This is a genomic window from Stenotrophomonas sp. YJH_SMC_17, assembly GCF_059371655.1.
The window spans coordinates 720,956-740,646 of the sequence record NZ_JCAFUU010000002.1 but is presented as its reverse complement, the minus strand read 5'-3'; the positions used below and the strand labels follow the sequence as shown (position 1 = coordinate 740,646).

The window sequence follows — 19,691 nt, the reverse complement described above, 5'->3', positions numbered from 1 at the left end:
ATAAGCAGATTCGGGTTTGCTGCGGTTTAGACGCCTATTCAGTTCGTGCCGGTAGGGTGCTGGCGTCGGTTTCAGCACTGCCGACAGAATCGGCAAAACGTGTTACCGGAAGACACACGCGGCGACACCGATGCGATTCCACAATCCTGAACTGGACGGTATAGTCCACCGCGTGAACCCGGCCTACCTTCCCGTTGCCCTCGACGCACGCGATGAGCGCGTGTTCGATGCCGTGCGCGAACTGCTGGCCCAGCAGGGAATGCAGATGAGCATGGATGCGGTGGCCCAGCACGCCGGCTGCTCCAAGCAGACCCTGTACTCGCGCTACGGCAGCAAGCAGGACCTGCTGCGCCGGGTGATGCAGCGCCATGTCGGCCACGCCACCGGCGCCATGGTCCGTGCACTCCGCACTGACGACCTGCGTGCCAGCCTTCTCCAGTTCGCCACCGATTTCCTGGAGCATTTCAACCAACCGCACGTAGGACAGGCCTGCCGGCTGATTGCTGCCGATGCGGCCCAGTTTCCCGAAGAGGCGCGTACGCTGTACCGGCATGGGGCCGGCGCGCTGACGCTTCATCTTGCTGAATGGATTGAAACCGTTTGCAGGAAGGGTCAGCTGCGGCATGACGACCCGCACTTCATGGCCGAACTGCTGCTGAGCATGATCGCCGGTCAGGATTTCGACAAACAGCGCTTCCATACCCCCCATCGTGATGACGCGCTGTTGCGTCGGCGCTGGGCAGAGTTCTCCGTCGACAGCTTCCTGCGCGCCTTCGCGCCACAGCCGTCGCCGGCCCCGTCTACAAACCAACCCCGGAGTTCCTCCTGATGACCGCCCCACTCCGCACCCTTGCCTTGACGTGCGCCGTTGCTGTCGCGCTGGCTGCCTGCAAGAAGCCGGAACAGCAGACGCCCCCGCCGCCGGAGGTGGGCGTGATCGACGCCAGGCCGCAGACCCTGCCGCTGCAGCGCGAGCTGGTCGGCCGCCTGTCGCCGTTCCGCAGCGCCGACGTGCGCGCGCGCGTGCCGGGCGTGCTGCTCAAGCGCGTCTACCAGGAAGGCTCCCAGGTCAAGCAGGGCCAGACCCTGTTCCTGATCGACCCGGCGCCGCTGCGTGCTTCGCTCAACGCCTCCGAGGCCCAGCTGGCCTCGGCCCGCGCCACCTACGCCAACGCCAAGGTCGCCGCCGATCGCGCGCGCTCGCTGGCCCCGCAGCAGTTCGTCTCCAAGTCCGACCTGGACAACGCCGAATCGGCCGAGCGCACTGCGCTGGCCGCCGTCAAGCAGGCCGAAGCGGCAGTGACCTCCTCGCGGATCAACCTGGGCTACGCCGAAGTGACCGCGCCGATCAGTGGCGTGGCCAACAAGCAGCAGGTCACCGAGGGCGCGCTGGTCGGCCAGGGCGATGTGACCCTGCTGACCACCGTCGACCAGCTCGACCCGCTGTATGTGAACTTCTCGCTCAGCGTGGATGAGCTGACCCAACTGCGTGCGCAGCAGGCCAAGGGCGCGCTGGCGCTGTCCGGCGACGGCAAGGCCACGGTGGCCGTGAAGCTGGCCGATGGCAGCACCTACAGCGAGCCGGGCACGCTGGACTTCTCCTCGACCACGGTCGATCCGGCCACCGGCGCGGTGTCGCTGCGTGCGCTGCTGCCGAACCCGCAGCAGATCCTGCTGCCCGGTGCCTTCGTCAGCTTCCAGGCCAACCTGGGCGAGCGCAACAACGCCTATCTGGTGCCGCAGCAGGCCCTGCTGCGTGACACCACCGGCGGCTACGTGATGGTGGTCGGCGCCGACGGCAAGGTCGTGCGCAAGAACGTGAAGACCGATGGCGCGCAGAACGGCAACTGGCTGGTCAGCGACGGCCTGGCCGCCGGTGACAAGGTGATCGTGGCGGGCGTGCAGAAGGTCAAGGAAGGCGCACCGGCGGTGGCCAAGCCGTGGACCCCGGGGCAGGACGCCAGCGGCAAGCCCGCCGCGGGCGGCGCCGCGCCGGCAGGTGCTGCACCGGCCGCAGGCAAGGCACCGGCCGACGCGGCCAAGCCCGAGCAGGCCGATGCGGCCAAGCCGGCCGCCACCGATTCGAACAAGCAGTAACGGGAACCTTCCGTCATGCCTAAATTTTTCATCGAACATCCAGTCTTCGCCTGGGTGGTTGCGATCCTGATCTCGCTCAGCGGCGTGATCGCGATCCTCAACCTGGGCGTGGAGTCCTATCCCAACATCGCCCCGCCGCAGGTCACCGTCTCGGCCACCTACCCGGGCGCCAGTGCGGACACCACGGAAAAATCGGTCACCCAGGTGATCGAGCAGCAGCTGACCGGTATCGATCACCTGCTGTACTTCAGTTCCTCGTCCGCTTCCAACGGCCGTGCGCAGATCACCCTGACCTTCGAGACCGGTACCGATCCGGACATCGCCCAGGTGCAGGTGCAGAACAAGGTCTCGCTGGCCACGCCCCGACTGCCTTCGGAAGTGACCCAGCAGGGTGTGGTGGTGGCCAAGGCCAACGCCGGCTTCCTGATGGTGATCGCGCTGCAGTCCGATACGCCGGCCATCAACCGTGACGCCCTGAACGACATCGTTGGTTCGCGCGTGCTCGACCAGGTCTCGCGTATCCCCGGCGTCGGCAGCACCCAGCAGTTCGGTTCCGAGTACGCCATGAACATCTGGCTCAACCCGGAAAAGATGCAGGGCTATGGCCTTTCGGCCAGCCAGGTGCTGGCCGCGGTACGTGCGCAGAACGTGCAGTTCGCCGCCGGTGCGCTGGGTTCGGACCCGTCGCCGGAAGGCCAGCACTTCACCGCCACGGTCTCGGCCGAAGGCCGCTTCAGCTCGCCGCAGGAATTCGAGAACATCATCCTGCGCGCCAATGCTGACGGCTCGCGCGTGCTGTTGAAGGACATCGCCCGCGTCGCCTTCGGTGCCAACAACTACGGCTTCGACACCCAGTACAACGGCAAGCCGACCGGTGCCTTCGCCATCCAGCTGCTGCCGGGCGCCAACGCCCTGAACGTGGCCGATGCGGTCCGCGCCAAGATGGACGAACTGCAGCCCAGCTTCCCGGCCGGTGTCACCTGGTTCTCGCCGTACGACAGCACCACCTTCGTCAAGATCTCGATCCAGGAAGTGGTCAAGACGCTGTTCGAGGCGGTGTTCCTCGTGTTCCTGGTGATGCTGATCTTCCTGCAGAACTTCCGCGCCACCCTGATCCCGACCCTGGTCATCCCGGTGGCCCTGCTCGGTACCTTCCTGGGCATGTGGATGATCGGCTTCACGATCAACCAGCTGACCCTGTTCGCGATGGTGCTGGCAATCGGCATCGTGGTCGATGACGCGATCGTGGTGATCGAGAACGTCGAACGTATCATGACCGAGGAAGGCCTGGCGCCGAAGCCGGCCACGCAGAAGGCGATGACCCAGATCACCGGCGCGGTGGTCGCGATCACCGTCGTGCTGGCTGCGGTGTTCATTCCGTCGGCCCTGCAGGGCGGTGCCGCCGGTGAGATCTACAAGCAGTTCGCGCTGACCATCGCCATTTCGATGGCGTTCTCGGCGTTCCTGGCGCTGGGCTTCACCCCGGCGCTGTGCGCGACCTTCCTCAAGCCGACGCACAACGACAACCCGAACATCGTCTACCGCACCTTCAACAAGTACTACGACAAGATCAGCCACACCTATGTGGGCCACATCACCTCGGCGGTGCGCCACGCCCCGCGCTGGATGATCCTGTTCGTGGTACTGACCGCACTGTGCGGTTTCCTGTTCACCCGCATGCCGGGCAGCTTCCTGCCGGAAGAAGACCAGGGCTATGCGCTGGCGATCGTGCAGCTGCCGCCGGGCTCGACCAAGGGCCAGACCAACGAAGTGTTCGCGCAGATGCGTGGCATCCTGGAGAAGCAGGATGGCTATGAAGGCATGCTGCAGGTGGCCGGTTTCAGCTTCGTCGGTTCCGGCGAGAACGTCGGCATGGGGTTCATCCGCCTGAAGCCTTGGGAGGAACGCAAGTTCACCGCGCCGGAGTTCATCCAGAACATGAACGGCGCGTTCTATGGCATCAAGGAAGCGCAGATCTTCGTGGTCAACCTGCCCACCGTGCAGGGCCTTGGCCAGTTCGGTGGCTTCGACATGTGGCTGCAGGACCGTAGCGGTGCCGGTTACGAGCAGCTGACCCAGGCCCGCAACATCCTGCTCGGCCAGGCCGCGCAGAAACCGGACCACCTGGTCGGTGTGCGCCCGAACGGCCTGGAAAACGCGCCGCAGTTGCAGCTGCACGTGGATCGCGTACAGGCGCAGTCGATGGGCATGTCGGTGTCGGACGTGTACAGCACCATCCAGCTGATGCTGGCCCCGGTGTACGTCAACGACTTCTTCTACGAAGGCCGCATCAAGCGCGTGACCATGCAGGCCGATGGCCCGTACCGCACCGGCCAGGAGTCGCTGAAGAGCTTCTACAGCCCGTCCACCCTCACCACCAATGCCGACGGTACCAACGCGATGATCCCGCTCAACACGGTGGTCAAGTCCGAATGGGTGTCGGCACCGCCGTCGCTGAGCCGCTACAACGGCTACTCGGCGATCAACATCGTCGGTTCGCAGGCACCGGGCACCAGCTCGGGTGAGGCGATGCAGACCATGGAGGCGATCGTCAACGACGACCTGCCGGCCGGTTTCGGCTACGACTGGTCCGGCATGTCCTACCAGGAGATCCTGGCCGGCAATGCCGCAACCCTGCTGCTGGTGTTGTCGATCGTGGTGGTGTTCCTGTGCCTGGCCGCACTGTATGAAAGCTGGTCGATCCCGGTGGCGGTGCTGCTGGTGGTGCCGCTGGGCGTGCTGGGTGCACTTGGCCTGTCGATGCTGCGTGGCCTGCCCAACGACCTGTTCTTCAAGATCGGCCTGATCACCGTGATCGGCCTAGCGGCGAAGAACGCGATCCTGATCGTGGAGTTCGCGGTGGAGCAGCGTGCGGCCGGCAAGAACCTGCGCGATGCCACCATCGAAGCGGCCCGCCTGCGTTTCCGCCCGATCCTGATGACCTCGTTCGCATTCATCATGGGCGTTATCCCGATGGCGATCTCCACCGGCGCCGGCGCCAACTCCCGCCACGCCATCGGTACCGGCGTGATCGGCGGCATGCTGTTCGCCACCCTGCTCGGCCTGTTGATGATCCCGGTGTTCTTCGTGGTCGTGCGCCGCATGCTGGGCGACAAGCTGGATCAACCGTCCAAGGAGTTCATGGAACGCCAGCGTGATGCGGATGCTGCACACCGCCCGGATCGTTGATCCGGTGGTGAGCTGAAACGAAAAGGCCCCGGAGCGATCCGGGGCCTTTTTTTTCTGCTTTTGAATGCATGCCAACCAAGGTTCAAGGTTGGCATCTACCAGGGCAACGTCTCAGCGCAGCAGCGCAACCACTATGCACACCGCCACGATCGCCAAGGCCACCCACTGCATCGGCACGAAGAAGAAATGATGAGGCGCGGCTTCGCCCTTCTGCCGGGGCACGCGATTGAGCCACAGGCCCAGCAGTACGTTCACGGCGGCGCCGATACCTGCACCCAGCAGCACCTGCTGCAGCGGGATGTTGCCCTTGGGACCGTCATTTGGGAAGAAGTACGCCAGCAGCAGAATTGCTGCGATCGGCGTCACCAGCGTCATGAATCCCCAACCGCGATGGATCATCCTGCCTGCCCTGAAGAATTGCCGATCACATTGGAACATGAACGCAAAGAGCTCGTCGCGTTCGCCTCGTGCTGCAGGCCGTTGCGGATGATGAGCGTAGGCTCAGAAGCATCCGCGTGGCGCATTGCAGCCCAAGCCCGCGCCAATTGCGACAGGAAGCTGCGCGCCAGAACAGAGACGTCCGCAATGGGATCCGGATCGCTGTTTCATTGAGCCCATACCGGTATCCAGAGCATTCCTTCAACGGATTGATCGAGGAATGCTCATGTCGCATCTTTCGAATGCACGTCTACTCGCCGCCTGCATGTTCCTGTCACTCGGCCTCGGCCCGCACGCAACCGCACAGGCCGGCGGCATAGTACCGTGCAACAACTGCGCCAGTCCTCGCTTGGCAGCACTCCAGTCAGGAACGGGATTGACCGTGGTGGTCGACCTGGAGCAAAAGCGGCTCAATGGCTTTGAAGTAGAGTACGACCGCGAACTGCGGAGACACCGCGCAGTCCCCGTAGCGGTCCCGGCCGAAGTGACCGCGATGTTCAATCGCATCCTCGCCCTCCCACAGGCCGGCATCGGGTCCGGAACGCAGTTTGTGCCACAGTCATTCGGCCGTGGGACTGTTGTTCCGGTCCATCCTGATAACCCACAGATGGCCAATGGCATCACCTTCCCTACCGAACTGAAAGGGCTCAACGCCTACGATGTGGTGCAATCGGCCACCTACCGCACGCAACTGGAACTCGGCATAGGACGCGCCTTCAGTGGCGCCAACACGTCGCAGCCCGCATGGAACTCCCTGGCTACGACGATCTCTTCTGTTGTGCTGAGCTGGGTGAGCAAACTGTTTGGCGTGGACACCGTGACTTATGTGATTACCTGGCGCGATGGCTCGCAGACCAGGCTGGTGATCACTCCAGACTCGGTCGACAGGGCAAAGTATGTTGCGGGTGAGAGCGTCGACGCGGCAGGAAACCGGATACCGGACGGCGCCGCGTCAAACAGCGATACGGGCCAAGGCTATTCGGGCTCGTATCATTTCAGCAACGACGGGGACTATCAGAGCTGGGTGGATACCGCACATCTGTATGGTGTCAGGATTGAGATCAATCCCGGATCGGCCCCGACGGGTCCCATCTGCAGATGGGATGGCCGACAACTTCATTGCCAGGTGCCCCGCTAACGCATTCCTGGCCTGGCCTGGTCAGCGCCGTGCCGCCACGTATGCGCGCCCCAGCACTGCCGCGCCGCCATTGCAGCGGCGCGGCCCTTGCCAATCAACGCAGACCGGTCTCGTTGCGGGCGATCACCAGGCGCTGGATTTCCGAAGTGCCTTCATAGATCTCGGTGATCTTGGCATCACGGAAGTAGCGCTCCAGCGGCATTTCCTTCGAATAGCCCATGCCGCCATGGATCTGCACCGCCTGGTGGGTGATCCACATTGCGGCTTCCGAAGCGGTCAGCTTGGCCACCGCCGCTTCGGTGCTGAAACGCTTGCCCTGGCCCTTCACCCATGCCGCGCGCAGGGTAAGCAGCAGCGCTGCATCCAGCTTGCACTTCATGTCGGCGATCTTGGCCTGGGTCATCTGGAAGGTACCGATGGCCGCGCCGAACGCCTTGCGCTCCTTCACGTATTCCAGGGTCGCTTCATAGGCAGCACGGGCGATGCCGATGGCCTGCGATGCGATGCCGATGCGGCCCGCGTCCAGCACGCTCATGGCGATCTTGAAGCCCTCGCCTTCCTGGCCCAGCACGTCCTCAGCCTGCGCCACGTAGTCGTTGAACTCGATTTCGCAGGTGGCCGAGGCACGGATGCCCAGCTTCGGCTCGGTCTTGCCGCGGCCGAAACCCGCCTTGTCGGTGTCGATGATGAAGGCGGTGATGCCGCGCGCGCCCTTGTCCGGCTCGCTCATCGCGAACAGCACGATGTACTTGGCCACCGGGCCGGAGGTGATCCAGCTCTTCTTGCCGTTGATCACGAAGGTACCGTCGGCCTGCTTCACCGCGCGGCAGCGCATGGCGGTCGCATCCGAACCCGACTGCGGTTCGGTCAGCGCGAATGCACCGATGGCCTCGCCTTCGGCGATCGCACGCACGTAGGTCTGCTTCTGCGCTTCGGTACCGTGGGTGAGGATGCCGTTGCAGAACAGCGAGTTGTTCACCGACATGATGGTCGAATGGGCTGCGTCGGCGGCGGCGACCTCCACCATCGCCAGCACGTACGCGATCGGGTCCATGCCCGCGCCGCCGTATTCGGTCGGCACTTCGATGCCCATCAGGCCGTTCTCGCCGAGCAGGCGGATGTTGTCCAGCGGGAACTCGCCGGTACGGTCATGATGCTCCGCACTCGGGGCGATCTTCTCCTGCGCGATCCGCCGCGCCACGTCCTGCAGCATCAACTGCTCTTCGCTAAAGCTGAAATCCACAACACCCTCCCGGGTACATGATGTTATGGGCCGCGCACGGCGTGCCCAGGTGCCCCGATTGTACCGGGGCCAGGCGGCATCCGTACGCCAGCGACTTGACCGCTGCAGGCCTTGTCAGCGAACATATCTCTATATCGCGATAGGTAGATATTTATGGATCTTGAAGACTGGTCGACCCGCCTGAAGGTGTTCGCCGACGCGACCCGCGTGCGCCTGTTGGCGCTGCTGGAGCAGGAAGAACTGACCGTGGCCGAACTGTCGGCGATCACCCGGCTGGCACAGCCGCGCGTGTCCACCCACCTGGCGCGCCTGAAGGAAGCCGGCCTGGTCCGCGACCGCCGTGCAGGCGTGTCGGCCTATTACCGCTTCGACGAAGCCCAGCTGGACCCGGCGCAGCGTGCATTGTGGCATGCCTTGAGCAACGGAAGCGATGACCCGCTGCTGCGCCAGGACGCTGAACGCGTCGCCGCCGTACTGGCCCACCGCGCCTCCGACCAGAACTGGGCCGACAGCGTGGCCGGCGACATGGAACGCCACTACTCTCCCGGACGGACCTGGGAGGCGCTGGCGCGTACCGCGCTGCCGCTGCTGGAAACCGGCGACGTGCTGGACATCGCCTCCGGCGACGGCGTGCTGGCCGAACTGGTGGCCCCGCATGCCAAGCGCTACATCTGCATCGATACCAGCGCGCGCGTGGTTGCCGCCGCCAGCGAGCGCCTGCGCCGCCTGCCCAACGTGGAAGTGCGCGAGGGCGACATGCATGCACTCCCCTTCAAGGACAGCAGCTTCGACCTGGTGGTGCTGATGCACGCACTCACCTACGCCAGCAAACCGGCACAGGCGGTCACCGAAGCCGCACGCGTGCTGCGCCCGGGGGGCCGCCTGCTGCTGTGCAGCCTGGCCCGGCATGAACACAAGGCGGCGGTGGAAGCCTACGGCCACGTCAATCTCGGCTTCAGCGACAAGGAGCTGCGCAGGTTCGTCGACAAGGCCGGCCTGCAGGTCTCAAGCCTGGAGACGGTCACCCGCGAAAAGCGCCCGCCGCACTTCGAAGTGATTTCGCTGATCGCCAACAAACCCTGAGCCCGAGACCGCCATGTCCACGCTGCCCTGGTTGCATCCTGATCGTGCCAACGCCCTGCTCGATGCCCTGCGCGAGCGGATCCTGATCATCGACGGTGCGATGGGCACGATGATCCAGCGCCATGGCCTGCAGGAAGACGACTACCGCGGCGAGCGCTTCGCCGGCGGCTACGACCACGTACACGGCCCGGGCTGTGACCACGGCACACCGGAAGGTCACGATCTCAAAGGCAACAACGATCTGCTGCTGTTGACCCGGCCGCAGGTCATCGCCGACATCCACACCGCCTATCTCGAAGCCGGTGCGGATCTGGTCGAAACCAACACCTTCAACGCCACCTCGGTCAGCCAGGCCGACTACCACCTCGAACACCTGGTCTATGAGCTGAACAAGGCGGGCGCTGCGGTAGCTCGCGCCTGCTGCGATGCCGCCGCTGCACGCACCCCGGGCAAACCGCGCTTTGTCATCGGCGTGCTTGGCCCGACCAGCCGCACGGCCTCGATCAGTCCCGATGTCAACGACCCGGGCTTCCGCAACACAAGCTTCGATGAACTGCGCGACACCTACCGCGAAGCGATCGACGGCCTGATTGACGGCGGTGCCGACACGATCATGGTCGAGACCATCTTCGACACGCTCAATGCCAAAGCCGCGCTCTATGCGCTGGAGGAGGCGTTCGATGCACGTGGCGCGCGCCTGCCGGTGATGATCTCCGGCACCATCACCGACGCGTCGGGACGCACATTGTCGGGGCAGACGGCAGAAGCGTTCCATGCCTCGCTGGCCCATGCGCGCCCTCTGTCGATCGGGCTGAACTGTGCGCTGGGTGCCGATGCGATGCGCCCGCACGTGGAAACCTTGTCGCAGGTGTCGGACTGCTATGTCAGTGCGCACCCCAATGCGGGCCTGCCCAATGCCTTCGGTGAGTACGACGAATCCCCCGAGGACATGGCCACCACCCTGCGGGGGTTCGCCGAGGACGGCCTGCTGAACCTGGTCGGTGGCTGCTGCGGCTCCACCCCCGACCATATCCGCGCGATCGCCCAGGCCGTAGCCGGGCTCGCACCGCGCGCCCTGCCCGGCGCACAGGAGCAGCACGCCGCATGAGCAGCACGCCTTTCACCCGCCTGTCCGGCCTGGAACCGCTGGTCATCACCCCGGACCTGCTGTTCGTCAACGTCGGCGAACGCACCAACGTCACCGGCAGCGCCCAGTTCCGCAAACTCATCAAGGAGGGCCGCTACGAAGAAGCCGTGGACGTGGCCCGCCAGCAGGTGGCCAGCGGCGCACAGATCCTCGACGTCAACATGGACGAGGGCCTGATCGATTCGGAGGCAGCGATGACCCGCTACCTCAACCTGATCATGTCCGAGCCGGACATCGCGCGCATCCCGGTGATGGTCGACTCCTCGAAGTGGAGCGTGATCGAGGCCGGCCTGAAATGCCTGCAGGGCAAGAGCGTGGTCAACTCGATCTCGCTGAAGGAAGGCGAGGCGCTGTTCCGCGAGCACGCGCGCAAGGTGCTGCGCTACGGCGCCGCCGCGGTGGTGATGGCCTTCGACGAAGCCGGCCAGGCCGATACCTGCGCGCGCAAGGTCGAGATCTGCACCCGCGCCTACCGCATCCTGGTCGACGAGATCGGCTTCCCGCCGCAGGACATCATCTTCGACCCGAACATCTTCGCCGTCGCCACCGGCATCGAAGAGCACGACAACTATGCGGTGGACTTCATCGAAGCCACCCGCATCATCAAGCAGACGCTGCCGCACTGCCATGTGTCTGGCGGCGTCTCCAACGTGTCGTTCTCGTTCCGTGGCAACGAAACAGTACGCCAGGCCATCCACTCGGTGTTCCTGTACCACGCCATCGCCGCCGGCATGGACATGGGCATCGTCAACGCCGGCGCCATGCCGATCTACGACGAGCTGGAGCCGGAGCTGCGCGAGCGCGTGGAGGATGTGATCCTCAACCGCCGCAGCGACGCCACCGAGCGTCTGCTGGAGATCGCCGAGCGCTACAAGGGCAGGAAGGGCGCAGCGAAGACCGAGGACCTGGCCTGGCGCGAGAAGCCGGTCGCGCAGCGCCTGGCGCACGCGCTGGTGCACGGCCTGGACGCGTATGTGGAAGAGGACACCGAACTGGCGCGCCAGGCCTCCAGCCGCCCGCTGGACGTGATCGAAGGCCCGCTGATGGACGGCATGAACGTGGTCGGCGACCTGTTCGGCGCCGGCAAGATGTTCCTGCCGCAGGTGGTGAAGTCCGCGCGCGTGATGAAGAAGGCGGTGGCCTACCTGCTGCCCTACATCGAAGCGGAAAAGGCGCGCAGTGGCGACACCGCAAAGAGCAACGGCAAGATCATCATGGCCACGGTGAAGGGCGATGTGCATGACATCGGCAAGAACATCGTCGGCGTGGTCCTGGCCTGCAACAACTTTGAAGTAGTCGACCTTGGCGTGATGGTGCCGGCACAGAAGATCCTTGATGCCGCGCGCGAACACAACGCCGACCTGATCGGTCTGTCCGGGCTGATCACCCCGTCGCTGGAGGAGATGAGCCACGTGGCCCGCGAGATGCAACGCCAGGGCTTCGACCTGCCTCTGCTGATCGGTGGCGCCACCACCTCGCGCGCGCATACCGCGCTGAAGATCGACCCGCATTACCACGCGCCGACGGTCTGGGTGAAGGACGCCTCGCGCGCGGTCGGCGTGGCGCAGTCGCTGATCTCGCGCGACCTGCGCGAAGCCTTCGTCGCCGCCAACGAGGCCGACTATGCCGAGATCCGTGCGCGGCACCGCAACCGTGGTGATGCCAAGCGCCTGGTCTCGCTGGAGCACGCGCGTGGGCAGAAGTTCCAGGGCGGCTGGGACAGCTACACGCCGCCAGCACCGAACCAGCCCGGCCTGCACGTATTCGACGACTACCCGCTGGCCGAACTGGTCGAGTACATCGACTGGACGCCGTTCTTCCAGGCCTGGGAGTTGGCCGGCAAGTTCCCGGCCATCCTCACCGACGAGATCGTCGGCGCCCAGGCCAGCGATCTGTACAAGGACGCCCGCGCGATGCTCGATCGCATCGTCGGCGAGAAGTGGCTGAACGCCAAGGCGGTGTTCGGCCTGTGGCCGGCCAACAGCATCGGCGACGATGTGCGCGTGCAGCACCCGCAGGGCGAAACCACCCTGCACTTCCTGCGCCAGCAGGTGGACAAGCCGGCCGAGCGCCCGGACTTCTGCCTGGCCGATTTCATTGCACCGGCCGACAGCGGAAAACAGGATTGGATCGGCGCGTTCGCGGTCACCGCCGGCATCGGCATCGACGCCCACGTCGCACGCTTCGAAGCCGAGCATGACGACTACAACGCGATCCTGCTGAAGGCCCTGGCCGACCGCTTCGCCGAGGCGCTGGCCGAGCGCCTGCACCAGCGCGTGCGCACCGGATTCTGGGGCTACGACCGCGCCGAGACGCTGGACAACGAGGCCCTGATCGACGAGCAGTACCGCGGCATCCGTCCGGCACCGGGCTACCCGGCCTGCCCCGAGCACAGCGAGAAGCGCCGCCTGTTCGACCTGCTGCACGCTGAGAAGAACGCTGGCATGGAATTGACCGAGAGCTTCGCGATGCTGCCGACCGCCGCGGTGTCGGGTTACTACTTCAGCCACCCGCAGAGCCAGTATTTCGTGGTCGGCCGCCTCAGCCGCGAGCAGGTCACCGACTATGCCCGGCGCAAGGGCGTGGACCGCGCCCAGGCCGAGCGCTGGCTGGCCTCCAACCTCGACTACGACCCCGAATGACACAAAAGGGCGGAGGGGATCAAGTCGCTCATGAACAAACGACCTGATCCCCTCCGCTCCCTTTTTGCCTCATCATTCCACGATGACCGTTCCCGTTGCCCGCCTCTCAAGTTTCTATCTGTTCTACTACGCGGCGCTCGGGGCGTTCACTCCGTACTGGAGCCTGTTCCTCACCGCGCGCGGGATGAGCGTGACCGCGATCAGCGTGATGATGGGCCTGTGGTATGCCACGCGCGTGGTTGCACCCAGCGCCTGGACCTCGCTGGCGGCCACTTCGCCACGGCCGATCCGCCTGTTGCGCATCGGCTGCGTGCTGACCCTGGTCAGCTTCGCCGCGTTCCTGCTCCCGCTGCCGCAGCCGTGGATGTACCCGGCGATGATCGTGTTCTGCTTCTTCTACAACGCAGTGATGCCGCAGTTCGAGTCGATCACCCTTACCCACCTCGGCAATGACAGCCATCGCTATGGGCTGATCCGGGTCTGGGGCTCGCTGGGCTTCATCGCCATCGTCACCCTGTTCGGCTGGCTGATCGAAGGCGATGGCACCCGCAGCCGCGCCGGCCTGCTGCCGTGGATGATGCTGCCACTGTTCGCGCTGCTGGTCGCCTCGGCCTTCAGCAACCACTACGCTCGCGACATCGGCAAGGCAGGGGGCGACGCCAGCGGCTTCTGGCAGATCGTGCGCCGACCGCCGGTGCTGGCGTTCTTCCTCGCTGCTTTCATGGAGCAGCTGTCGTTCGGGCCGTACTACACGTTCTTCTCGGTCTACATGGACCACCACGGCTACCGCACGTCCACGCTCGGCCTGCTCTGGACCATCGGCGTGGTGTTCGAGGTCGGCGTGTTCTTCACCATTGGGCGCTTCTTCCGTCGCTATGACGCCAGCTGGATGCTGTTGATCGCGCTGGTCAGTTCCTGCCTGCGCTGGGCAGTCACCGCCCTGTTCCCGGAAAACCTGCCGGTGATGCTGGTGGCGCAGACCGCGCATGCACTCGGCTTTGCCGCGTTCTTCGCTGCCGCGATGCAGATGCTGGCGACCTACTTCCCGGGTCGTCTCAACGGCCATGGCCAGGGCCTGCTGTACGGCTTCTCGTCCGGCGTCGGTGGCGTGCTGGGCGCGCTCATCGCCGGCCAGTTGTGGAAGATCGACGAGGGTCGCACCGCGTTTCTGGCCGGCAGCGGCTTCGCGCTGATCGGGGCGCTGCTGTGCTTCTTCGCGCTCAGCCTGCCGCTGATCCGTGCGAGCCGCAGCGGCGCACGCACGGGTTGAGCGCTCCGCCCCGCTTCAGTGCTTCCGCAGTACCTGCAACAGCGACGGCAGCAGCACGCGGTTGCCATAGCCACTAAGGTGATCGCCATCGAAGTACAGCGGCCGGCCATCGCGCTGTGCCGGGCACAGGGTGGCATCGCACAACACCGGCAGCGGATCCCACATCACTGCGCCAGGCAGGCCGTCGACCACCTGCTGCAGGCTGCCCAGCATCGGTGCGCGCAGCGCATCCATGTCCGCGCGGGTGCTGACCAACCCATTGCGGCAGACTTCATTGCGGGCGTTGAAGGTGTCCGAACACCGGTAAGGCGGTGCTGGCAGCACCGGCTTGGGCGCTTCCATCACGATGCGCACGCCGCGCTCAGTCAATGGCTTCCACTGCGCGATCGCCTCGGCCACCTCCGCATCGCGGCCGGCCACGGCTTCCGGTGTCCGTTCGCCGGCGAGCTGCGTCGCGGCATCGAACAGCACGAACTGGTCGGACAGGCGCGGCACCCGCAGTGACACCAGCACAACTACGTCGCCTGGCTGCGCCCGCTGGCTGATATCGGCGAACACAGCGGCATCGAATGCCTCGCAGCCGGCGCCTGCCCCTCGCCATTTCTGCAGACTGACCTGCGGGCAGCCACCGCGGCCGTACAACGACACGTGCGCGCCGGTGTCCAGCGCCAGCCGCTGCAGCAGCTCGATGTAGGCCATGGCATGCGAATCGCCGGCCACGAAAACGTGGGCGGGTGCAACGGCGGAGACCGGAAGATCACAGCGTCCGCGCGCATACGTGCGGGCACTGCCGCCTTCAAAGCGATGCTTGCCGGTCTGCAGCGCGCAGCCAGGGTAGTCGCGGGCGATGCTCTTGCCGCTGGCATACCAGTCCGTCGAATGCCGGCTGACGGTACTCAGCGACAGCAGCGATGCCTGAGAGTACAGCAACATCTGCAGGCCGCCGGACAGCACAAGCACGGCGGCACCACTGACCACCCAGCGCTGCGAAGTCGCCCGCGGCACCAACGGGCCACGGAAAGGCTGTTCCACCCAGCGCCACGACAGCCAGGACAACACGCCAACCAACAGCATCGCAAGAAGCATCTGCAGCGGCGTATCCAGGCCCACGGTCCAGCGCATCAGTACGAACACCGGCCAATGCCAGAGGTACAGCGAGTAGGACAGCAGGCCGATGCGGCGCATGGGCGCGCTGGCCAGCACGCGGCCGATCCAGGCCTGCGGATGGTGGTGCAGCGCCCACAGCAGGCCCGCCGTCGCGAAGGTCGGCAGCAGGCCGTCTGGCCAAGGTGAATGCCCGGCGCGCGCCGTCCACAGCGCCCAGCCCAGCAGGGCCAGCGACAGCGCGGCCAGCAGCGAGAACACCCACCTGCTGCGGGCCAGCGAGCGCTGGGTCAGTGGATCGAGCGATGCCCGCACGTGCAACAACTGGAACAGCAGCACACCTGCGCCCAGCTGCCACAACCGCGTGGTCGTTGCGTAGAACGCCCAGGAAGGCGGGGCCTCGCGCAGACCCAGTACCGCCGCATGCAGCAGCGATGCGACGCTGACCAGCGCGAACAGGCCCACGCTGAGCCAGCGCCCACGCGCGCCCCGTGCCCAGGCCAGGAACAGCAGCGGAAACAGCAGGTAGAACTGCTCTTCCACACCCAGCGACCAGGTGTGGGTATAGGGATTGAACTCGGCCTTGGGCGCGAAGTAGTCGTTGCCTACCGCGGCCAACACCCAGTTGCTGAAGCCGAAGAAGGCCATCAGCCCGGTCTTGTCACTGGCCTCGCTCAACCACGATTCGGGGATGAACAGCACGCTGGCCACTGCGGTAACCAGCAGGCAGGCCACCAGGGCCGGAGCGATACGGCGGATGCGGCGCGCGTAGAAGCGCAGCATCGATGCCCCCAGCGACAGTGGCGGCAGGCGGTGCACCGAAGCACTCACCACGAAACCGGAAATGACGAAGAACACGTCCACGCCGGTGAAGCCACCCGGCAGCCAGGCCGGATCCAGGTGGAACACGATCACCGCCAATACGGCGATCGCGCGCAGTCCATCGATGTGCGGTACGTAACCGCGCCCTGCATCAGCCGTCATCCTGCCCCTCCCCCCAACTGCCACGTCGGCGGGCGTGGCAGGCAACTCAGTCCATTACCAGACCAGGTCGTCCGGTACCTGGTACTGCGGATCGGCGTACGGATCTTCCTCGGCCGGCGCATTCGGGTCGACCTTCAGCGCCACCGACGCGGCGAACACCGCCTCGGACTGCGCCAGCACCTCGGCGGTCACCAGCAGGTAGCGGCCATTGAGCTGGACCACCCCAAGCTCGCCGGCATTGAGCGCGGTCAGCTGTTCGGCGGTCACATAGATGCGCTTGATCTTGCCGCCATACGGGAAGTGGCGGGCGATATCGGCCGCTTCCGAGTTCAGGCTCTTGTCCTTCAGCAGTTCTTCCAGCTTGGCCTTGGCCTCGCGGCGCACACGCGCCTCTTCCTGCTTCAGGCGCTCGGTCTCGATGCGCTCTTCCTTTTCCTTCTGCGCGCGGATGGCGTAGGCCTTGGCCAGGTCCATCTCTTCAGCGCTGCGCGGTTTGCGCGGGCCCTGCTGGCCCGGACCACGCGACTGGGCGGGCTTGCCCGGGCCACCGTGGCCATGCCCGCGACGCTCGCCGGGCTTGTGCTCGCCCCGGCCTGCGCCCTGCGGCTTTCCATTGCCGTTACCACCCTTGCCCTGCGGGCGGCCATCACGGCGGGGGCCATCATTCTTGCGCTCGGGCTTGGGCGCGGGCTTGAAGCCCAGGCCCATCAGCTGGTCGCGGAGGGTATCGCTCATAGGATTCGGATCAGTAGTGCGGCGGCGGCGGTTCGCTCGCCGGATCGGAAGAATTCAGCGCGTTGCGGACCTTGCCCAGGTCTTCCAGCAGCACGCGCAACACGTCGGCGTTGCGCATGCCCTGCATGCGGGCATCGGCCAGCGCATCGCTCAGTTCGGCAAGCGCCTGTTCCTGGAAGGACACGCGCATTTCCAGTTCGACCAGGCGCGCTTCCAGCGCCTGCTCGCGCTCGGTCGGCAGCAGGTCAGACATGCAACGAACGCCCCCGGCCGATGCCGTAGTAGGCCAGGCCCGCTGCTTCCACTTCAGCCGGCTCGTACAGGTTGCGCCCGTCGAATACCGCGGCATCCTTCAGCTGCTCGCGCAGCTTCTGGAAATCGGGGCTGCGGAACTGCTTCCACTCGGTGACCACCACCAGCGCATCCGCACCCTGCAGCGCTTCGTCGGCGCTGTTGCAGAACACCAGATCATCGCGCTGGCCGAAGATGCGCTGCGATTCGTGCATGGCTTCCGGGTCGTAGGCACGCACCGTGGCACCGCCCTCCCACAGCTGCGCCAGCAGGCGACGGCTGGAGGCTTCACGCATGTCGTCGGTATTCGGCTTGAATGCAAGGCCCCAGACGGCAAAGGTCTTGCCGCGCACGCCTTCGTCCTCGCCCTTGTCGTAATGACGCTGGATGAGCGCGAACAAGTGGCCCTTCTGCGCATCGTTGACCGCTTCCACCGCGTTCAGCAGCTTCGGTTCAAGGCCATACTGCTGCGCCGTGCGGGCCAGGGCCTGCACATCCTTGGGGAAGCACGAGCCGCCGTAACCGGCACCCGGGTAGATGAAGTGCCAGCCGATACGGGGATCCGAGCCGATGCCCTGGCGGACCTGCTCGACGTCGGCGCCCACGCGTTCGGCGATGTTGGCAATTTCGTTCATGAACGAGATCTTGGTCGCCAGCATGGCGTTCGCGGCGTACTTGGTCAGTTCGGCCGAACGCACGTCCATTTCCACCACGCGGTCGTGATTGCGGTTGAACGGCGCATACAGGCGGCGCATCACCGCCACCGACTCTTCGCTGGTCGCACCGATGATGATGCGGTCCGGGCGCATGCAGTCGGCGACCGCGTCGCCTTCCTTGAGGAATTCCGGGTTGGACACCACGTCGAAGGCGATGTCCGCGCCACGCGCGGCCAGCTCTTCGGCGATGGCGGCACGCACCTTGTCGGCGGTGCCGACCGGCACCGTCGACTTGTTGACCACCACGGTCGGCACGCTCATGTGCCGGCCGATGGTGCGGGCCACGGCCAGCACGTACTGCAGGTCGGCGCTGCCGTCCTCGTCCGGCGGCGTGCCCACGGCGATGAACACCACATGGCCATGCGCGATGGCAGCCGCGGCATCGGTGGTGAACGCCAGCCGCGAAGCGGCGTGGTTGGCCTTCACCATCGGCTCCAGGCCGGGCTCATAGATCGGGATGATGCCCTGGTTGAGGCCATCCACCTTGGCCTGGTCGATATCGACGCAGACCACCTGATGACCGACATCAGCCAGGCAGGTACCGGTCACCAGCCCTACATAACCGGTACCAAAAATCGCAACGCGCATGTCCGTATTCGCTCCTGGATGACTTACGGCAGAACGCCCAGCAGTTCCACGTCAAACGTCAGCGTCGCGTTCGGACCGATCGGGCCACCCGGGGTGCCGTTCTCGCCGTAGGCCAGGTTGCCCGGGATCCAGAAGCGGTACTTCGAACCGACCGGCATCAGCGCCACGCCTTCGGTCCAGCCCTTGATCACCTGGTCCAGGCCGAACTCGGCCGGCTGACGACCATAGGAGCTGTCGAACACGGTGCCGTTGAGCAGCTTGCCTTCGTAGTTCACGCGCACCTTGCTGCTCGGCAGCGGGCGCTCGCCACTGCCCGGGCGGATGACCTGGTACTGCAGGCCCGAGGCGGTGGTCACCACGCCCGGCTGGGTCTTGTTCTTGGCCAGGAAGGCATTGCCTTCTTCGCGGTTGGTCTGCGCAGCGGCGGCGGCCTTGGCCTGCATTTCAGCCTGCTTGCTGCCCATGAAGGCCTGGATGGTGGCGGTCGCGTCAGCTTCCGTCATCTTCGGCTGCCCCTTGGTCAGACCGGTGCTGATCGCGTCAAACAGCGAAGCGACGTCGATATCGTCCTTCAGCTGCGCCAGCGACGGACCGACCGAGTAGGAACCGATCATCTGCGACACCTTGACGCGGTCGACCTTCGGCGGCTGCGAACCCGGCGCCACGCCCGGCACCTGCTGGCCGCTGCGGGCCATCACGACCTGGCGCAGCGCCGCGTCGGTGGCCTTCGCCTGCTCCTGGGTGATCTGCGGCTGCAGGCCTTCGAAGGAACGCTCCACGGCGGTGCGCAGGGCAGCCACGTCGATCTCATCGGCGATCGGGGTGAACGACTTGGCCACGTCCAGGCCGATGGCGTAGCCGAGCTTCTGCTTGGGGGAATTCAAGGTTGCGGTCTCCTTGGCGGCTGCGGGGGCAGCCGGTTGTTGCGACAGAGCGACACCCGAAGTGCCCATCGCCAGAATCAGAACCGACGCCGCGGCGCCGCGCATTCCCATCTTCATTCGCTGCATTCCTGGAAGTGTCTGG

General features: G+C 65.5%; 15 protein-coding genes. 8 read left to right on the top strand and 7 right to left on the bottom strand.

The genetic code is table 11. The features are described 5' to 3' along the window. Nucleotides 1-172: 172 nt before the first annotated feature. From AC5P8Z_RS08435 to AC5P8Z_RS08425, 3 genes are read left to right on the top strand one after another with little or no spacing between them, the layout of a single operon-like run. Nucleotides 173-829: a TetR/AcrR family transcriptional regulator gene (locus tag AC5P8Z_RS08435; RefSeq protein WP_286072047.1), complete on the top strand. Its 657-nt coding sequence runs from the start codon at nt 173-175 to the stop codon at nt 827-829. Further along, entirely contained in the window at nt 829-2,097 is a 1,269-nt protein-coding gene (locus tag AC5P8Z_RS08430) for an efflux RND transporter periplasmic adaptor subunit (protein ID WP_286069004.1), read from the top strand. Before AC5P8Z_RS08435 ends, AC5P8Z_RS08430 begins: the two co-directional genes overlap by 1 nt. Nucleotides 2,098-2,112: 15 nt before the next feature. Beyond that, a complete protein-coding gene (locus AC5P8Z_RS08425; protein ID WP_286069006.1) occupies nt 2,113-5,286 on the top strand; it encodes a multidrug efflux RND transporter permease subunit in 3,174 nt (1,057 codons plus the stop codon). Nucleotides 5,287-5,397: 111 nt separating this feature from the next. On the opposite strand, the gene AC5P8Z_RS08420 is transcribed toward AC5P8Z_RS08425, so the two are convergent. Beyond that, nucleotides 5,398-5,661, bottom strand: coding sequence for a hypothetical protein (locus AC5P8Z_RS08420; protein WP_286069007.1), 264 nt, complete (start codon nt 5,659-5,661; stop codon nt 5,398-5,400). Between the two features lie 289 nt (nt 5,662-5,950). Here AC5P8Z_RS08420 and AC5P8Z_RS08415 point away from each other — a divergent pair, with 289 nt between their 5' ends. Next, on the top strand, nt 5,951-6,862 hold the full coding sequence (locus AC5P8Z_RS08415; protein ID WP_286069008.1) for a hypothetical protein: 912 nt from the start codon (nt 5,951-5,953) through the stop codon (nt 6,860-6,862). Between the two features lie 94 nt (nt 6,863-6,956). Here AC5P8Z_RS08415 and AC5P8Z_RS08410 read toward each other — a convergent pair whose 3' ends face one another. Further along, nucleotides 6,957-8,105, bottom strand: a complete 1,149-nt coding sequence (locus AC5P8Z_RS08410) for an acyl-CoA dehydrogenase family protein (RefSeq protein WP_495228739.1) — start codon at nt 8,103-8,105, stop codon at nt 6,957-6,959. Between the two features lie 153 nt (nt 8,106-8,258). Between AC5P8Z_RS08410 and AC5P8Z_RS08405 the strand changes: the two genes are divergently transcribed. The 4 genes from AC5P8Z_RS08405 (at nt 8,259) to AC5P8Z_RS08390 (ending at nt 14,247) form a co-directional block, all read left to right on the top strand. Then, on the top strand, nt 8,259-9,188 hold the full coding sequence (locus tag AC5P8Z_RS08405; protein ID WP_049465810.1) for an ArsR/SmtB family transcription factor: 930 nt from the start codon (nt 8,259-8,261) through the stop codon (nt 9,186-9,188). 13 nt (nt 9,189-9,201) lie between these two features. Continuing rightward, entirely contained in the window at nt 9,202-10,296 is a 1,095-nt protein-coding gene (locus AC5P8Z_RS08400) for a homocysteine S-methyltransferase family protein (RefSeq protein ID WP_295568641.1), read from the top strand. Beyond that, nucleotides 10,293-12,977 (top strand): methionine synthase, encoded by a 2,685-nt coding sequence (gene metH / locus AC5P8Z_RS08395; RefSeq protein WP_495228738.1) that lies wholly within the window; start codon nt 10,293-10,295, stop codon nt 12,975-12,977. The genes AC5P8Z_RS08400 and metH overlap by 4 nt, the downstream gene beginning before the upstream one ends. 82 nt (nt 12,978-13,059) lie before the next feature. Further along, nucleotides 13,060-14,247 (top strand): MFS transporter, encoded by a 1,188-nt coding sequence (locus AC5P8Z_RS08390; protein ID WP_286069014.1) that lies wholly within the window; start codon nt 13,060-13,062, stop codon nt 14,245-14,247. Between the two features lie 15 nt (nt 14,248-14,262). Here AC5P8Z_RS08390 and AC5P8Z_RS08385 read toward each other — a convergent pair whose 3' ends face one another. The 5 genes from AC5P8Z_RS08385 to AC5P8Z_RS08365 are packed head-to-tail and all read right to left on the bottom strand — an operon-like array spanning nt 14,263 to nt 19,666. Beyond that, entirely contained in the window at nt 14,263-16,335 is a 2,073-nt protein-coding gene (locus tag AC5P8Z_RS08385; protein ID WP_495228737.1) for an acyltransferase family protein, read from the bottom strand. Between the two features lie 54 nt (nt 16,336-16,389). Further along, complete coding sequence (locus AC5P8Z_RS08380; RefSeq protein WP_495228736.1) at nt 16,390-17,070, bottom strand: DUF2058 domain-containing protein; 681 nt, start codon at nt 17,068-17,070, stop codon at nt 16,390-16,392. Nucleotides 17,071-17,080: 10 nt separating this feature from the next. Further along, nucleotides 17,081-17,323 carry a SlyX family protein gene (locus tag AC5P8Z_RS08375; protein ID WP_005410256.1) on the bottom strand — a complete coding sequence of 81 codons (243 nt, stop codon included), beginning with the start codon at nt 17,321-17,323 and terminating at the stop codon, nt 17,081-17,083. Continuing rightward, entirely contained in the window at nt 17,316-18,665 is a 1,350-nt protein-coding gene (locus tag AC5P8Z_RS08370) for a UDP-glucose dehydrogenase family protein (protein WP_495228734.1), read from the bottom strand. The genes AC5P8Z_RS08375 and AC5P8Z_RS08370 overlap by 8 nt, the downstream gene beginning before the upstream one ends. 23 nt (nt 18,666-18,688) lie before the next feature. Further along, nucleotides 18,689-19,666 carry an FKBP-type peptidyl-prolyl cis-trans isomerase gene (locus AC5P8Z_RS08365; protein ID WP_286069020.1) on the bottom strand — a complete coding sequence of 326 codons (978 nt, stop codon included), beginning with the start codon at nt 19,664-19,666 and terminating at the stop codon, nt 18,689-18,691. Between the last annotated feature and the right edge of the window lie 25 nt (nt 19,667-19,691).

What these genes read in the sequence shown, in the direction of transcription:
- AC5P8Z_RS08390 (WP_286069014.1), top strand. Translation starts at nt 13,060, where the DNA reads ATGACCGTTCCCGTTGCCCGCCTCTCAAGTTTCTATCTGTTCTACTAC.
- AC5P8Z_RS08425 (WP_286069006.1), top strand. Translation starts at nt 2,113, where the DNA reads ATGCCTAAATTTTTCATCGAACATCCAGTCTTCGCCTGGGTGGTTGCG.
- AC5P8Z_RS08430 (WP_286069004.1), top strand. Translation starts at nt 829, where the DNA reads ATGACCGCCCCACTCCGCACCCTTGCCTTGACGTGCGCCGTTGCTGTC.
- metH (WP_495228738.1), top strand. Translation starts at nt 10,293, where the DNA reads ATGAGCAGCACGCCTTTCACCCGCCTGTCCGGCCTGGAACCGCTGGTC.
- AC5P8Z_RS08380 (WP_495228736.1), bottom strand. Translation starts at nt 17,070, where the DNA reads ATGAGCGATACCCTCCGCGACCAGCTGATGGGCCTGGGCTTCAAGCCC.
- AC5P8Z_RS08420 (WP_286069007.1), bottom strand. Translation starts at nt 5,661, where the DNA reads ATGACGCTGGTGACGCCGATCGCAGCAATTCTGCTGCTGGCGTACTTC.
- AC5P8Z_RS08415 (WP_286069008.1), top strand. Translation starts at nt 5,951, where the DNA reads ATGTCGCATCTTTCGAATGCACGTCTACTCGCCGCCTGCATGTTCCTG.
- AC5P8Z_RS08375 (WP_005410256.1), bottom strand. Translation starts at nt 17,323, where the DNA reads ATGTCTGACCTGCTGCCGACCGAGCGCGAGCAGGCGCTGGAAGCGCGC.
- AC5P8Z_RS08370 (WP_495228734.1), bottom strand. Translation starts at nt 18,665, where the DNA reads ATGCGCGTTGCGATTTTTGGTACCGGTTATGTAGGGCTGGTGACCGGT.
- AC5P8Z_RS08405 (WP_049465810.1), top strand. Translation starts at nt 8,259, where the DNA reads ATGGATCTTGAAGACTGGTCGACCCGCCTGAAGGTGTTCGCCGACGCG.
- AC5P8Z_RS08365 (WP_286069020.1), bottom strand. Translation starts at nt 19,666, where the DNA reads ATGAAGATGGGAATGCGCGGCGCCGCGGCGTCGGTTCTGATTCTGGCG.
- AC5P8Z_RS08400 (WP_295568641.1), top strand. Translation starts at nt 9,202, where the DNA reads ATGTCCACGCTGCCCTGGTTGCATCCTGATCGTGCCAACGCCCTGCTC.
- AC5P8Z_RS08385 (WP_495228737.1), bottom strand. Translation starts at nt 16,335, where the DNA reads ATGACGGCTGATGCAGGGCGCGGTTACGTACCGCACATCGATGGACTG.